The following is a 13,580-nucleotide window of genomic DNA, read 5'->3' on the forward strand; positions in this document are numbered from 1 at the left end:
CACATGGAATCAGCGTATCTGAACACCATATGCGCCGTGGGCTGTACATTTTTGCCTCCCCGTCGCCCACATTCGGTCGTGCAAGAGTACGAGCGCAAGCAACTGCTCGAGCGTGTCGAGCGCGAGGGCGCAACTGTCGGCGCGGATATCCCGGAGACGATCACGGTTCAGGGGGAAGAAATCGACCTCCGGACGTTCGTCTTCGAGATCAAGCGCCGTGAGACGGTTCCCCCAGGCGAGCGCGAACGCGTCGAGCAGGCGAAAAAGAACCTGCGTCGTGAGCGCCTCGAGCGCTTAGAGCAGATCGAGGAGGGCGACATCACCCGCGAGAAAGGCGAGGAACTCGCCAAGAGCATCATCGGCATCGATCGAGCGCTGAATGCCCTCGAGAGTCTGGGACCGACCGATCTCGAACGTGAGCAGAAGCTCCAGCACGCGCAGGACCGCAAGCGCTGGATGTCGTTCCTGAAAAAGGCGCTGGGAGAGAACGACGACGCCAGCGCACGGAGGGGCCGATGACGACCAACGCCGAACTTGCCGCCCGCTTCGAGGAGTTCGCCGACTTGCTCGAAGCTGACGGCGTCGAATACAAACCACGCGCGTATCGCCGGGCAGCGGAAAACGTCCGCGCCTATCCGTCACCGATCGCCGACCGCGTCGACGCCGGCGATCGCGAGGCCGTCGAGAGCATCGAAGGCGTCGGCGACGCGATCGCCTCGAAGATCGTCGAGTACGTCGAAACCGGGTCGGTCGAGGAACTCGAGGAGCTTCGCGCCGAGTTGCCGATCGACATGGCCGACATCACTCGGATCGAGGGCGTCGGTCCCAAGACGGCCGGCAAACTCTATCGCGAACTCGGGATCGAAACGTTAGACGACCTCGAGGCAGCCGCCGAGGTCGGCGAGGTTCAGGAGGTCAAAGGCTTCGGCCCGAAAACCGAACAGAACATCCTCGACAATCTGGAGTTCGCCCGCACCGTCGGCCAGCGCCAGTTGCTCGGCGAGGCACGACCGCTTGCCGACGACGTGCTCGCCTTTCTCGAGTCGATCGACGCCGTCGAGCGGTGTGCGGTAGCCGGCTCGATCCGCCGGTGGCGTGCGACGATCGGCGACGTCGATGCACTCGTGGCAACTGACGTGCGCGAGGACGTCATCGACCAGTTCGTCGCATGGGAGTCGGTCGATGATGAGATCGAGTCGGGTCCAGAGAAGGCAAGCGTCCGCGTCGGCGAGATTCGAGTGGATCTTCGCGTCGTCGTCCCCGAGGAGTTCGGTTCTGCGCTGCAGTATTTTACGGGGAGCAAAGATCACAACGTCAGCCTGCGCAACTACGCGATCGACCGCGGGATGAAGTTGAACGAGTACGGCGCGTTCGATGTCGATGAGATCGACGACCCCGACAGCGGGCAGCGCGTCGGCGAACGCGTCGCCGGCGAGACGGAAGAAAGCATGTACGACGCGCTCGGGTTGCCATGGATTCCGCCGGAACTGCGGGAAAACCGCGGTGAGATCGCCGCCGCCGAAAACGGTGAGCTACCGGAACTCATCACTCGTGAGGACATCCGTGGCGATTTCCACACCCACACCGAGTGGTCAGACGGCAACACCACGATCGCGGCCATGGTCGAGGCTGCCGCCGAGCTGGGCTACGACTACTTCGGGATCGCCGACCACGCCGAGGGCCCTGGCATTGTCGGCGGCATGGGCCTCTCGGATGCCGAAATTCTAGAGCAAATCGAAGAAATTCGCGCGGTTGGCGACGAGGCCGAGATCGAAGTCTTCGCAGGGATCGAAGCGAACGTCGACGCTGATGGCGAGATCGACCTCTCCGACGAGGTGATCGACGCGCTGGACGTGATCGTCGCCTCGACGCACAGTGCGCTCGATCAGGACGCAGAGACGGCCACAGAGCGGCTCGTCCACGCCGTCGAGAACCCGGCGATCGATATTGTGGGCCATCCCAGCGGCCGCCTGCTCAATCAGCGCTCGGGGCTCGACTACGACGTCACGGCGGTCGGGCGGGCCGCCGCCGAGCACGGCACTGCACTCGAGGTCAACAGCGACCCTCGTCGACTGGATCTCTGGGGCAGCGCCGTTCAGGCCGCCCTTGAGGCGGGCGCGAAAATCGCGATCGACACCGACTCCCACCAGCCCGCGACCCTCGAGTACATGCGCTGGGGCGTCCACACCGCACGCCGCGGCTGGGCCGAACCGATCGACGTGATCAACACCTGGGATCTCACGGAGCTCCGCGAGTTCCTCCACTGACAGATATCCGATGCGCTCGCTCGTCGACGTCATGTGCGGTGGGATCGTCTCCTACCTGCGGATGTGCAACCACGACACCGTCTACGCCGCCGATCGAGACCTCGAGGCCGACGATGACCTCCTCGCCGTCGCCCAAGACGAAGGACGGACGCTCATCACACGAGACGTGACACTCGCGAACCGCGCGGCGGACTCGATCTGCCTCGAGTCCCGCGATGTCGAGGATCAACTCGGGGAACTCGCTGCAGCGGGTGTCGACCTCTCGCTGGCCGACGAACCCGCGTTCTGTGGACGGTGTAACGGCCCGCTCGAGTGGGTCGATCCGACGGCGTCGATGCCCGAGTACGTCCCCGATTCGATCGAGAGCGACGTCTGGGTCTGTCGCGACTGTGGGCAGTACTTCTGGCGCGGGAGTCACTGGGAGCGGGTCGCAGAGACGCTTTCGAGGATTTAGTAGACGGCTACGTCGTCGAACCGCCCGTCGTAGGCGATGTGCTCTGGATGGGTCGGTTCGGTGCCCGACAGAAACAGCCGATCGACCTTTTTCCACGTGTTCTCGTAGACCAGGTGGCCGAGTTCCGTCGCCGTCGTCGCCCACCGATTGAGGCCGTTTTCGTAGACGACGCGGCGTGCGACTCCATCCTCCAGCGCTGCCACGAGGTCGCCTTCGCTCTCGATTGGCGTGTCGAAGGCGGTGTGGGCGACGCCAACGGTTCGCGAGAGGTGGGCATACGAGGAGGTAATCGGCGGAAACGAAAACGCCTCTCCGAGGTTCCGTGCGCGGCGATTGTGTATCGGGAAGTGTTTCGGATTGAAAATCTCGAGGGCGTCGATCGTCTCCGCGTACGTTCCGAGATCGGACTGTTCGAGGCTGACGTTTGCGAACGTCGGGTGTGGGACGAGCACTGCAGCGTCTTGGCGCTCGAATTCGGCCATCGCCGTTTCGAGCGGGATGAAATCCGGGATCGGGTCCTCGAGACCGACTGCGAGGATGTGTTTGCGGTTGCGCCAGGTGCCGGTAAACACCTCGCGGGCGGGAACGACCAGCAGCTCATCGTCGGAGTAGGCCGCAGCGCGCTCGCGGATCTCCGGGAGGCGGGTGAAGTGCGGTGCATAGACGAGTGCGTCGAGGCCAGCCCGTTTGGCTCGCTCGACCACGCGGTCGTTGAGCACCTTCACGTGACAGTCTACTCGGAACGTCACTCCGTCGGTCACGACGGTTACTTCTGGTACAATCGAGTTATGAATTCTGATTTAGCGGTGGCGGAAGGCGACAGACTGCCGTCCGCAGTGTCTCGATCGGTGTCGACGTTGGCGGCTCGATCCGTCTCGAGTACGTTCCTTCTGGCCGATGGCTTTCGCTGCGAAAGGATCATTAGGGCGGCCGTGCGAGTGAGAGTATCGAATGGCCTGGGAATGCGGAATCGACGGCTGTGGCGCAGTGTTCGACGATGTCGAGTCTGCCGTCGTCCATCAGGCGACCACCCACCAGCGTTGCGAGTGTCAGGTCTGTGGTACCATCGTGCCGGACGGCTATCTCGCGATCCGCCACGTGTTTACCGAACACAGCCGCGCCGAATACGTCCGCACCTACGGTGCCAGTTCCGAAGCGGTCCGTAAACGCGAGGCGTTACTCGAGGAGATCGACGCAGTCGTGGATATGCAAGCGATCGCGACGGAACTGAAACGCTAATTGTCGAGTCGCAGCGCTGTCCTGTTGTGTCTCCGTGGAGCACAGCGAGCGAGTCGCGCTCGAGGCAGGACGTGTCGCCGACACAACGAAAGCAGTGCTCTCGTCTAGCGCTCGTCGGAATCGAGGACGCGAATCTGGTCGCCACGCACCGTCACCGGAATCGGAACCGTCGCCTCGTACAGTTCGACCGTCACCTGATCTTTGCCTTCGTCGATCCGCTGGACCTGTGCCTTCTCGCCTTTGAACGGCCCGGCGATGAGTTCGACGATGTCGCCCTCGGCGATTCCCTCGACGTCCGGTTTGGGCGAGAGGAAGTGCTCGACCTCGGAGATATCCGATTCGCCGGGGACGATGCTCCGGGCGTGAGGGATATCCTCGAGGACGCGGTTGAGAACCGCGTCGCCGTCGGCTTCGACCATCACGTAGGAGGTCAACGAGTCGGGCGCGAGCGCGGCGTGGATTTCGGGCTCCTCGCGGTTGATGATCATGTCCGCGACGGTGCGCTCTTGGCTCGCCGTCGTTTTGACAGCGAAGATGCCCATTAGATGCCACCACCGCTTGTCAGCAGTACCATGACTGCGCCGATGAGGAACCCGACGAGACCGACCAGCAAGATGCCTGCACCGGCGATTTTCGATACCTGAAGGAACTCCTCGCTAGTGGGCGTCGTCGCCATTTTCAACACCCGAACGTACGAGGTGAGGTCGTACGGAACGTCCATATTTGTCTATTTACAGCGTGGGGTCTTTTATCTGTCTTTCGTGTCTTTTGACTGTGAGGGCTGTCGGTCAGGTCACGCCGGTCCTGACCAGCGTCCGGCAGTTACACCGCGCGTAGGTTTTAGCTGTGGGTGTTTTTCCCACGGCAGACAGCGATGTTCACCGCGACAGTTCACTTCACCCACCATCGAGAATGGATCCTGCGCGGCTCACAGCCGACGTCTCCGAGCCGATCCCGATCGAGATCGAGGAGATCCAAAACGGGTTCGTCACCGTCAGCCACCGGACCGGTCCCCACACGGATACCTTCCAGTCGGAACTCGAGGCAGCCGACCACGTCGAACACGCTACGTGCCTCGACGACGAGTAAGGGCGGGGTGGTCACGAATCCGTGGCTGGCAGCGTAAACGAAAACGTCGCGCCTTCACCGGGCTCGGAGTCGACCCAGATCTCACCGCCGTGGCGCTCGACGATCCGCCGACAGAGCGCGAGTCCGATCCCAGTTCCGGTGTATTCCTCGCGTGTGTGGAGTCGCTGGAACACCTCGAAGACCCGCTCGTTGTCGTCGACATCGATGCCGATCCCCGAATCGCTGACCGAGATCGTCCACTCGTCTGCCGTCCGCTCGGCGTCGATATGGACCCGTGGTGGTTCGTCGCCGCTGTACTCGAGGGCGTTCTCGAGCAGGTTTTGAAACACTTGCCGGAGCTGGCTGGCGTCGCCCATCACGGTCGGCAACGACTCGGCCGTGATCTCGGCGTCGTGTTCTTCGATCGAGAACTGCAGATCCGCGAGAACATCCGACAGCACCACGTCGAGGTCGACCGGTTCGAAGGGATCGCCGCGAGTTTCGACGCGTGAGTACTCGAGCAGGCCATCGATCATCTCGCGCATGCGCTCGGCCCCGTCGATGGCGTACGCGAGAAATTCCTCGCCGTCTTCATCGAGTGTCTCGGCATAGCGGCTTTCGATGAGTTGCACGTAGCTAGAGATCATTCGAAGTGGTTCCTGCAAATCGTGCGAGGCGGCGTAGGCGAACTGTTCTAAGCGCTCGTTCGAGGCCTGCAACTCGTCGATGTACTCGCGGCGGTCGAAGTGCAACTTTAGCAGCGTCGCGAGCGTCTCGAGCAGTTCGCGTTCCTCGTCGGAGAAGCTGACCGTCCCGTCGGCCGCGAGGCTGCGATCGTCGTGGAGGACGACATCGATCGCGATCGGAGTGTCATTGACAGTGCTGCTGGATGCGGTGATCCGCCGCTCGAGCGATTCGTATGTGTCCGTGGTCACTTCGTCGTCGCCGACCGAGACGCGCGCGGCGGTTCGCTCCGGATACTGGAAGAACTGCGGGAGGCCAGTTATGAATTCCTGTAGCAAGTCAGGTGCCGGTTGCTCGCCGGTCTCGAGTAAGTTCGTCGCGAGTTGGACGGCATCGAGTTCTTTCTCCCGTTCCTCGAGTTCCCGTTTGCGCCGTCGGGCCAGCTCTTTGAGATCGGTAATGTCGGTTGCCGTCTCGACGACTTGCTCGATCTCGTCGTGCTCGTTGGTGATCGGTCTGGCGTTGATCGAGAGCCACTGTGGTCCGTCCGGTCGATCCAGACGGATCTCCCGATCTATCACGGCGTTTCCCGTTTCGAAGACGCGGGGAACTGGCCGTTGGTCGATCGGGAGGAAGTCGCCGTTCTCGTCGTGCATGTCTCGTTGAGCGGTGGTATAGGCCGGCTCGTCATCCGGGAGATCGAGCAGTTCTCCCATCCGTTCGTTCGCTCTGGCAGCCGATCCATCCGGATTGACAACTGCGATTCCGACGGGGCTTGTCTCGAGAATGCGCTCGCTGAGTTCGTACTCGCGGCGCAGTCGCTGCTCCTGTTCTCGGCGTTCGGTCATATCACGGGTGATCTTCGCGTAGCCCTGCAACTCGCCTTCGTCGTAAATAGCCGTTATCGTCACGTTCGCCCAGAACCGCGACCCGTCCGATCGGACGCGCCAGCCTTCGTCTTCGAACGTCCCCGTCTCATGTGCGCGCGCCAAATTGCGTTCCGGGACGCCGTCTTCCCGATCGTCCGCGGTGTAGAACGTCGAAAAGTGCTCACCGATAATCTCCGATGCGCTGTAGCCTTTGATCCGCTCGGCCCCTTTGTTCCAGCTCCTGACGTATCCGTCGGGGTCGAGCATGAAGATCGCGTACTCATCGACGGCGTCAACGAGCGATTGAAATCGCTGTTCGCTCTCCTCTCTGGCTCGCTGTGCTTCTTTCCGGTCGGTAATATCGTAGTACAGTTCGATACGCCCACCGGCATATGGTCCGGACTCGATCGGTTTGCTGCGGTGTTCGAGCCAGCGCTCTTCTCGATCCGTACCGGCCGTCACTCGACACTCGAACTGTTCGACGTAGGTATTATCCTCGTAGGTGGCTAGCACTGTCTCTGCGAACGACTCAGAATCGGTAAGACGGTCTCGGATCGTCTCCTGAATCAGCGTCGCCTTGTCCTGGCCGATAATCTCGGCTCGCACGAGGCCGAAGTATTTCTCGACCGTTTCATCGGCCCACACGATATCGAAGTCGTCGTCGAGGACGAACACGCCGACATCGGCTTCGTCGATGACGGACGCGATCGAGTCGTACGTCTTCCAGGTCGACGGCAGTTGTTCGTTCGTCCGGTCGTGGTCTTCGACCGCCCGAACGACGCCGACCGTCCCCTCGAGGTCGCCGTCGTCTATGAGCAGGCTGAACCGAAGCTCACAGGGGACGCTGTCGCCAGCCGCGCTCTCAACGACCAGATTGAACGTCGTGTCGGGATCGGCGTCGTGCTCGAGACGCGTCCGGATCGCCTCCTCGAGGCGCTTTGCGTCCGGTCCCTCGATGACGGTCGAGACGTGCTCGCCGAGGAGGTCCGCTCGCGGAGAGCCCGTCAGCGACACGACGGCGTCGTTGATGGCGACGAATCGACCCTCGGCGTTCAGCTGGAAGATTCCGTCGTCGATGGCGTTGACGAGCGTGCGACAGCGCCGAAGCGAGTCGGAATCATCCCCCTCGTTTCGAAAGAGCTCGTTCGAGACGCGGGCCACGTCACCCATAGGCGTCATTGGATGCGATCCGGTTTACATGTATGGTGGACCTCGCTCGAGCGGCAGTCGAATCGCCGACACGGGACGGCTCGCGCGACAGCGATGGTCGTCCGTGTGTGCATGATATAACTGATCAACAGCTGTTGGGGACCCCTTCCTCACCCAACGTCCTCGACCTCCTCTCCGAGAATGTATAATTACACCAACGCGAGACGACCGGCATCGACACCGACTTCGCCGCGACTACCGTGTGATCGGCCATGACCGACTCCGGTGCCACACTCCGAACGTCTCTCGAGCGTGACGACCTCCTGATCTGTCCCGGCGTCCACGACCCGCTTACCGCCGCCGTCGCTGATTCCATCGGCTTTGACGCCCTCTACATGACCGGCTACGGAACGTCGCTATCAAAGGCCGGCTATCCCGACGCCGGCTTCATCACGATGCCGGAGATGATCGAAAACGCTGGCAATATCCAGGAGCGAATCGATGTGCCGCTGATCGCCGATTCCGACAACGGCTACGGCAACGCCACGAACGTCATCCGGACGGTTCGCGAGTACATCAAAGCTGGCGTCGGTGCCATCCACATCGAAGACCAGACGTTCCCGAAACGCTGTGGCCACACGAAAGGGCGACAGGTCATCCCACGGGAGGAAGCGGTCGGCAAGATCGAAGCTGCGGCCGACGTTCGGGACGATCGGGCCGAGGACTTCGTCCTCATCGCCCGCACCGACGCCCGTGGCACGGGTGACGGCTCGCTCGACGATGCGATCGGCCGCGCAAATGATTTCCTCGCAGCCGGTGCCGACGTCGCGTTCGTCGAGGGGCCGACCGACGAGGCGGAACTCGAGCGCATCGGCCGGGAGGTCGACGGGCCGATCGTGTATAATTTCGTCGGCGATCTCGGCTCCTCGCCGTACGTCGACCTCGCGTCGCTCGAGGAGTGGGGCTTCGACATCGTGTTGTTCCCCATTACATCGACGCTGTCGACGATCGCGAACGTCTACGCGGACCTCAGCACCTTCGCGGACGACCCCGTCGCAGCGATGCGAGACATCGACGACGCGTTCAACGCCCAGCCCGTCGGGAGCCTCCACGAGTTTTCGGGCTTTCCCGAGGTCGTCGAGTGGGAACGCCAGTACCTCCCCGACGAGGCACAAGACAAATACGAGGATTCACTCGGGGACGACCTCGAGTCCGAATAACTGGGCGCTTGCGGCGAACGAGATTTCCGTGGCAGCGACTCGAACGACCCCTGCGGGGGCGCTATCTTCAATTGCCTGACTAGCTTCCCTTCGGACGTGACCCACGACCGAATCCACGCCAGGAAACCGACTCACGACATCGAACGGTGGTCCATCGGAACGATCGAACGGATTAGCGATCGGGACGGACACTGTGTCTTCGAGGTGCAGACCGATGCGGGTGATACGATCGAACTCGTCGTCACGACTGCAATCCGGGAGTTGGTCGTGCGTCGACTGGATCTCGACGCCGGTGAGTCGCCCGTTGGGGCTCGAGTCTGGTATCGAAAATACGGTGGATAACGGCCGAGAGTATACTGTAGGCCACACCAGTGCAGCGAATTTCGCACCATAATCGAGAGCCAACAGAAGGTTGCGTTACCATTAAATAGTTTCATTGACTGAATGTCACCATATTCGAAAGAAAGCGATGGCTTCGAAACGGACGGCCTGCGAGACACGCAGTTTCAGTTTCCAGACAGGACAGCGATCGAAGCCAACGATGAGACGCGTTCGTTCTTTCGAAGCGGACCACTTCAGAGACCGATGACGCGAAAACCACGTAGAACCACGGATTCGGCGACCTGGAACCGGCAGTTCAGCCACGCGAACAGCACAGTCACAGGTGGGTGCTAATGGCCGCAGTATCGATGATCGTCCTCGGGCTGATCGCCGCTGGGACACTCGTGATGTTCGGCTCGATTCTGTATGCCCGGCGGCTGTTCCTGCGACTAAACGAGGAAAGCTACCGACGACGGTGGCGGGGACTCCTCGCGCTGATGGTATTTTTCCTGCTGGGCTATGTCGCCGCCCTGTGGATCGCGTTCAGCGGTCAGGAACTCCGCTTCCAGCTGCTGACAGGGTTCGTCTTCTTGTTCGGCGCTGTGTTCGTCCTGCTCGTGATCAACGTGGGATTGATGACTGTCAACGATCTTCAGGATAAAAACGAGTCCCTCCAGACGAAAATCGAAGAGGTCGAACAAGCGCGCCAGGAGGCAGTCACGCTTCGCGAAGAAACGGACCAGCTCAACCAGCACTTAGAGCAGAAAGCAGACGAGTATGCAACCGTCATGCAGGCGTGTGCGGCCGGCGATCTGACACAGCGGCTGGACCCCGACAGCGAGAACGAAGCGATGGCCGAGATCGCACGCGAGTTCAACGACATGCTCGCCAAACTCGAGTCGACCACCGAGGACCTCATGACGTTCGCACAGGACGTTGCCGCCGCATCCGAATCAGTGACGTCCAGTGCCGAAGAAGTACACTCGGCCTCCGAACAGGTCTCGACGTCGATCCAGGAAATCGCCGACGGTGCCGACCAACAACACGAGTACCTCCGTTCGGTCACGACAGAACTCGACTCGTTGTCGACGACGACCGAGGGGATCGCCGTCTCCTCGAACGAGGTCGCCGAGATCGCCGAACGAACCGTTGACACCGGGAAGGAAGGGAAAGAAGCCGCACAGACGGCGATCAATGCCATGGACGAGATCGAAGCCGAGGCCGCCGACGCCGTCGCCGAGATGCACCGTCTCGAGGACGAGGTCCAGCAGATCGACGAGCTGATCAACACGATCTCTGAGATCGCACGCCAGACCAACATGCTAGCGCTGAACGCGAACATCGAGGTCTCCCGCGCGACGAGTGCCAGCGGCGACGACGGGTTCTCCGCCGTCGCGACGGAAGTCAAAACGCTCTCCGAAGACGCTGCAGAGGCAGCCGAGAAGGCCGAGGCCCGCCTCGAGGCGATTCGTGAGCGAACCGAGGCGTCCACTGCCGAAGTCGAGCGCACGAACGCCGGTATCAAAGACGCTAGCGAGCAGGTCCAAGAAGCCGTCGCCGCGCTCGCTTCGATCACTGAACTCGCCGAGGAGACCAACGTTGGGATACAAGAGATTTCGGCAGCCAGCGAAGCGCAGGCGGCCTCGACTCAGGAGGTCGTCGCGATGGTCGACGACGTCGCAGCGATCTCCGAATCGACGAGTACGGGTGCTGAAAGCGTCGCCGCTGCAGCCGAAGAACAGACGACGGCGCTGACCGAGGTTTCGACGAGTGCTGAACAGCTCAGCGACCAAGCGGCACGCCTCTCGCGGGCACTCCGCTATTTCGAAACCGACGCAGCAGCCGCCAGCGCCGTACCGACCGACGCCTGAACCACCACGGTTTTGTGTTTCCAGCACAATATAGTAGTGATGAGTCGCATCCGTCCAGCCAAACTTGCAGCCCGCCTCGAGTCGGGAGACGAACCGTTTATCCTCGATATTCGTCCACGGACGGACTATCAGACGAACGCGATCGAGGGCAGTCATAACGTACCGGTCTATCAGGAGTTGCGCCAAGGCGATGAGTCCGCACTTCGCGATCGACTCGGGGAAATCCCACATGAACGAGATGTCGTCGTCGTGTGTAAGATGGGTATGGTTGCCAAACGAGCAACGAGTCTACTCGTCGACGAGGGGTACGATGCAGCGACGCTGTTGGGTGGAATGAGCGGGTGGACTGGCTATCAGAACGGTTCGCTCGGATACAAACTGCGCTCGTTACTCTGGAAACTCCGGTAGGTGCCGTCTCTCCGGTTGGTGGATCCGGTGGCGCTTTCGACACGACAGAGCTCGAGACGACCGTCAAGAGATGGATTGAAGCGGAGGGTGTTGGTTTCACATACCGTACATCCATTCCCTCACAAGGATTGCGAGGGTGTGTCGGAGTATCCAGTTCTTATACTACTGGACAGCAGTCGATACGAAGCCGGTCGCGAATTTGCGGCCGTCAGCTGCGGGGACGGCCGCATGCATGCGACCGGGTTCGCGTCGTTTCGTCCGGCAGTATTAGAAGGGCTGGCCACCGCCTTGTGGTGACGGCGGTTGGCCCATCTGCTGTGACTGGTCCTGCTGTGTGACCTGCTGGCTCGCCTGTTGGATCGTCTGAGTGACCTGCTGGGCTTGCTGGATCACTTGTTGGACACCCGGTGCCTCGGACTGCTGGAGTTGCTGGGTACTCTGCTGGAGTGCTTGCTGAGTACACTGGCCGAACGTCTGTGCGAAGTCGGATTGTCGCAGGAGGAGGGTCTTCTGGAGGTGAATAATCTGGGTGAGGTCAGCCAGCATCCCGGAGGTGAACCGATCGCCGGCTTTCATCGCCTGTCCGTGTGCCCACTCGGCATCCGATTCGAGTTCCTCGAGTTGGTAGATCGCCTGCGAGACCTGCTGCGGGACGCCCTGGTCGAACGACCGGGGCTGCTGTTGGTGCTGTTGTCCAGTCTGTTGCTGCGGTTGCTGCTGTTGCTGCTGCCGCCTGGTCTGGTGTGGTGTCCGCTGGCGTCGGGTTCGCTGTTGAGTTGGCTGTTCTATTTGCTGTTGCGGCGGCTGTTGGTATGACATGGTTCTCTGGATGGTATCGTCACCTACGAGGTCGGAGATCCGGTAGCGCGTTGCCTCGTAGGGTATCGTGACCAATCCAGCCGCCCCAATAAATACTCGGGCTACTGTTTCTCCCACTCGAGCTACTGTTTCGCCGATCCGAACCCCCGAGTGACTGTTCGCGTCCATTCAGGCTTCCTGTCCGAAACTATCCGCCATTCAAAACAGAGTTACCGGGCGTGCTCGCACGGTATCGTACTATCACACACTATTACGCCGCTGTTGATACGATTCGTTTTCGTCGTCGATTGGAGATCCTGTAACTCGACCGCTAACTAGCTGTCCATGTGACCGACGCGTCAACCAACCGCGAGAGTGCCACGGTGTATGCCGCATCTCGTCACGTCACATCTCTCGTTTCGACCTCGCCCCGAACGTCATTCCATGTGGACAGCAATTCTTTGTCGAGTCCGTCCTGTCCTTCCTCGAGCGACCACGACCGCCGATTGATATCTTGGAGCCACTTGACGTAGGAGAGCTTCGGTAAACGTCACCAATGGCTGCGGGAATGAGAAGATCAACGTCTAACGTGAGCAGTTCGTCGGTATCGATCGTCTCATCGGCGTAGTCGGTGACAGCCTCGGGCTCCTCATCGTGTGACAGGATCGTATGCGGATCGAGCCCCGCTGGGTTGTAGGCCGCTCCGTTGACGTCACTGACCGCGACGACGGTCGCACCCTACTCGTCGAGCAGACGGGTCGCGTTCGCACCACCACTCCCGAACCTCAGACGGCAACGGCCGTCTCCTCGAGCGGATCGTCGTCGTAGTCACTGGCTTTGCGAGCAGTGAGTGCGACGCTCCGTCCCAGCGTTCCTCGCGCCCAAACTGCCCCGATGACTGGTTTCTCAGTTACAACATCCGGATCGTCTCTGCCTCTTGTCTGCTGCAGGTGTCTATGATCCACGACATCGTCTTGGAATCGGTCCCCATATCGGGTGCAGGGATGTCTTTGTTCGGCCCGATCGTGTCCCGGATTTCGTCCGCGAATCGCCTGGTAAGACGCTTTTTCGGACGGGACCGTTACCTCGTGGATGGCTGCCGGGTGTTTGAGGCATTCAGTACTGTTCGGATCGACATCGAGGCGCGTTGCAGCGTGCTCGAGGTATTGTCGAGCCGTTGCAACTGCTGGCATGGCTTCCGACCGTCGTCTGGCTGAGAAACCGTACTTTCG

The 13,580-nt window shown here is 61.1% G+C and carries 14 protein-coding genes and 1 pseudogene; 9 read left to right on the top strand and 6 right to left on the bottom strand.

Annotation, left to right across the window (positions count from 1 at the left end; all coding sequences use genetic code 11):
• Positions 1 to 78: 78 nt before the first annotated feature.
• From BDK88_RS07875 to BDK88_RS07885, 3 genes are read left to right on the top strand one after another with little or no spacing between them, the layout of a single operon-like run.
• On the top strand, positions 79 to 519 hold the full coding sequence (locus BDK88_RS07875; protein WP_130499966.1) for a DUF5788 family protein: 441 nt from the start codon (positions 79 to 81) through the stop codon (positions 517 to 519).
• Positions 516 to 2,267 carry a DNA polymerase/3'-5' exonuclease PolX gene (polX, locus tag BDK88_RS07880; RefSeq protein ID WP_130499967.1) on the top strand — a complete coding sequence of 584 codons (1,752 nt, stop codon included), beginning with the start codon at positions 516 to 518 and terminating at the stop codon, positions 2,265 to 2,267. The genes BDK88_RS07875 and polX overlap by 4 nt, the downstream gene beginning before the upstream one ends.
• 10 nt (positions 2,268 to 2,277) lie before the next feature.
• Positions 2,278 to 2,721 carry a Mut7-C RNAse domain-containing protein gene (locus BDK88_RS07885; protein WP_130499968.1) on the top strand — a complete coding sequence of 148 codons (444 nt, stop codon included), beginning with the start codon at positions 2,278 to 2,280 and terminating at the stop codon, positions 2,719 to 2,721.
• On the opposite strand, the gene BDK88_RS07890 is transcribed toward BDK88_RS07885, so the two are convergent.
• Positions 2,718 to 3,470: a PHP-associated domain-containing protein gene (locus BDK88_RS07890; protein WP_130500600.1), complete on the bottom strand. Its 753-nt coding sequence runs from the start codon at positions 3,468 to 3,470 to the stop codon at positions 2,718 to 2,720. The two genes, BDK88_RS07885 and BDK88_RS07890, sit on opposite strands and share 4 nt — an antisense overlap.
• A 202-nt stretch (positions 3,471 to 3,672) precedes the next feature.
• Between BDK88_RS07890 and BDK88_RS07895 the strand changes: the two genes are divergently transcribed.
• Positions 3,673 to 3,960, top strand: coding sequence for a DUF7565 family protein (locus BDK88_RS07895; protein ID WP_130499969.1), 288 nt, complete (start codon positions 3,673 to 3,675; stop codon positions 3,958 to 3,960).
• A 104-nt stretch (positions 3,961 to 4,064) separates the two neighbouring features.
• Here the strand turns inward: BDK88_RS07895 and BDK88_RS07900 are convergent, their stop codons facing one another.
• Together BDK88_RS07900 and BDK88_RS07905 are read right to left on the bottom strand one after the other, a co-directional pair.
• Positions 4,065 to 4,502, bottom strand: a complete 438-nt coding sequence (locus tag BDK88_RS07900) for a transcription elongation factor Spt5 (protein ID WP_008012489.1) — start codon at positions 4,500 to 4,502, stop codon at positions 4,065 to 4,067.
• Positions 4,502 to 4,681, bottom strand: coding sequence for a protein translocase SEC61 complex subunit gamma (locus tag BDK88_RS07905; protein ID WP_008012488.1), 180 nt, complete (start codon positions 4,679 to 4,681; stop codon positions 4,502 to 4,504). Before BDK88_RS07905 ends, BDK88_RS07900 begins: the two co-directional genes overlap by 1 nt.
• A gap of 191 nt (positions 4,682 to 4,872) precedes the next feature.
• Here BDK88_RS07905 and BDK88_RS07910 point away from each other — a divergent pair, with 191 nt between their 5' ends.
• Positions 4,873 to 5,049, top strand: coding sequence for a hypothetical protein (locus BDK88_RS07910; RefSeq protein ID WP_242611625.1), 177 nt, complete (start codon positions 4,873 to 4,875; stop codon positions 5,047 to 5,049).
• 11 nt (positions 5,050 to 5,060) lie between these two features.
• Here the strand turns inward: BDK88_RS07910 and BDK88_RS07915 are convergent, their stop codons facing one another.
• Entirely contained in the window at positions 5,061 to 7,760 is a 2,700-nt protein-coding gene (locus BDK88_RS07915) for a PAS domain-containing sensor histidine kinase (RefSeq protein ID WP_130499970.1), read from the bottom strand.
• A 242-nt stretch (positions 7,761 to 8,002) separates the two neighbouring features.
• Between BDK88_RS07915 and BDK88_RS07920 the strand changes: the two genes are divergently transcribed.
• The 4 genes from BDK88_RS07920 to BDK88_RS07935 all read left to right on the top strand — a co-directional run bounded on the left by BDK88_RS07920 (position 8,003) and on the right by BDK88_RS07935 (position 11,550).
• Entirely contained in the window at positions 8,003 to 8,950 is a 948-nt protein-coding gene (locus tag BDK88_RS07920) for an isocitrate lyase/PEP mutase family protein (protein WP_130499971.1), read from the top strand.
• Positions 8,951 to 9,046: 96 nt separating this feature from the next.
• Positions 9,047 to 9,292, top strand: a complete 246-nt coding sequence (locus tag BDK88_RS07925) for a DUF7861 family protein (protein WP_130499972.1) — start codon at positions 9,047 to 9,049, stop codon at positions 9,290 to 9,292.
• 332 nt (positions 9,293 to 9,624) lie between these two features.
• Positions 9,625 to 11,142, top strand: coding sequence for a methyl-accepting chemotaxis protein (locus tag BDK88_RS07930; protein ID WP_130499973.1), 1,518 nt, complete (start codon positions 9,625 to 9,627; stop codon positions 11,140 to 11,142).
• A 39-nt stretch (positions 11,143 to 11,181) separates the two neighbouring features.
• A complete protein-coding gene (locus tag BDK88_RS07935) occupies positions 11,182 to 11,550 on the top strand; it encodes a rhodanese-like domain-containing protein (protein ID WP_130499974.1) in 369 nt (122 codons plus the stop codon).
• Positions 11,551 to 11,817: 267 nt separating this feature from the next.
• Here BDK88_RS07935 and BDK88_RS07940 read toward each other — a convergent pair whose 3' ends face one another.
• Both BDK88_RS07940 and BDK88_RS07945 read right to left on the bottom strand, forming a co-directional pair.
• A complete protein-coding gene (locus BDK88_RS07940) occupies positions 11,818 to 12,369 on the bottom strand; it encodes a hypothetical protein (protein ID WP_130499975.1) in 552 nt (183 codons plus the stop codon).
• Between the two features lie 382 nt (positions 12,370 to 12,751).
• Positions 12,752 to 13,541 (bottom strand): annotated as a pseudogene (locus BDK88_RS07945) (Glu/Leu/Phe/Val family dehydrogenase); the annotation flags it as partial.
• Between the last annotated feature and the right edge of the window lie 39 nt (positions 13,542 to 13,580).

Source organism: Natrinema hispanicum (assembly GCF_004217335.1).
In the GTDB taxonomy this organism is placed as follows: domain Archaea; phylum Halobacteriota; class Halobacteria; order Halobacteriales; family Natrialbaceae; genus Natrinema; species Natrinema hispanicum.

What these genes read in the sequence shown, in the direction of transcription:
- polX (WP_130499967.1), top strand. Translation starts at nt 516, where the DNA reads ATGACGACCAACGCCGAACTTGCCGCCCGCTTCGAGGAGTTCGCCGAC.
- BDK88_RS07885 (WP_130499968.1), top strand. Translation starts at nt 2,278, where the DNA reads ATGCGCTCGCTCGTCGACGTCATGTGCGGTGGGATCGTCTCCTACCTG.
- BDK88_RS07895 (WP_130499969.1), top strand. Translation starts at nt 3,673, where the DNA reads ATGGCCTGGGAATGCGGAATCGACGGCTGTGGCGCAGTGTTCGACGAT.
- BDK88_RS07900 (WP_008012489.1), bottom strand. Translation starts at nt 4,502, where the DNA reads ATGGGCATCTTCGCTGTCAAAACGACGGCGAGCCAAGAGCGCACCGTC.
- BDK88_RS07905 (WP_008012488.1), bottom strand. Translation starts at nt 4,681, where the DNA reads ATGGACGTTCCGTACGACCTCACCTCGTACGTTCGGGTGTTGAAAATG.
- BDK88_RS07910 (WP_242611625.1), top strand. Translation starts at nt 4,873, where the DNA reads ATGGATCCTGCGCGGCTCACAGCCGACGTCTCCGAGCCGATCCCGATC.
- BDK88_RS07915 (WP_130499970.1), bottom strand. Translation starts at nt 7,760, where the DNA reads ATGACGCCTATGGGTGACGTGGCCCGCGTCTCGAACGAGCTCTTTCGA.
- BDK88_RS07920 (WP_130499971.1), top strand. Translation starts at nt 8,003, where the DNA reads ATGACCGACTCCGGTGCCACACTCCGAACGTCTCTCGAGCGTGACGAC.
- BDK88_RS07930 (WP_130499973.1), top strand. Translation starts at nt 9,625, where the DNA reads ATGGCCGCAGTATCGATGATCGTCCTCGGGCTGATCGCCGCTGGGACA.
- BDK88_RS07935 (WP_130499974.1), top strand. Translation starts at nt 11,182, where the DNA reads ATGAGTCGCATCCGTCCAGCCAAACTTGCAGCCCGCCTCGAGTCGGGA.
- BDK88_RS07940 (WP_130499975.1), bottom strand. Translation starts at nt 12,369, where the DNA reads ATGTCATACCAACAGCCGCCGCAACAGCAAATAGAACAGCCAACTCAA.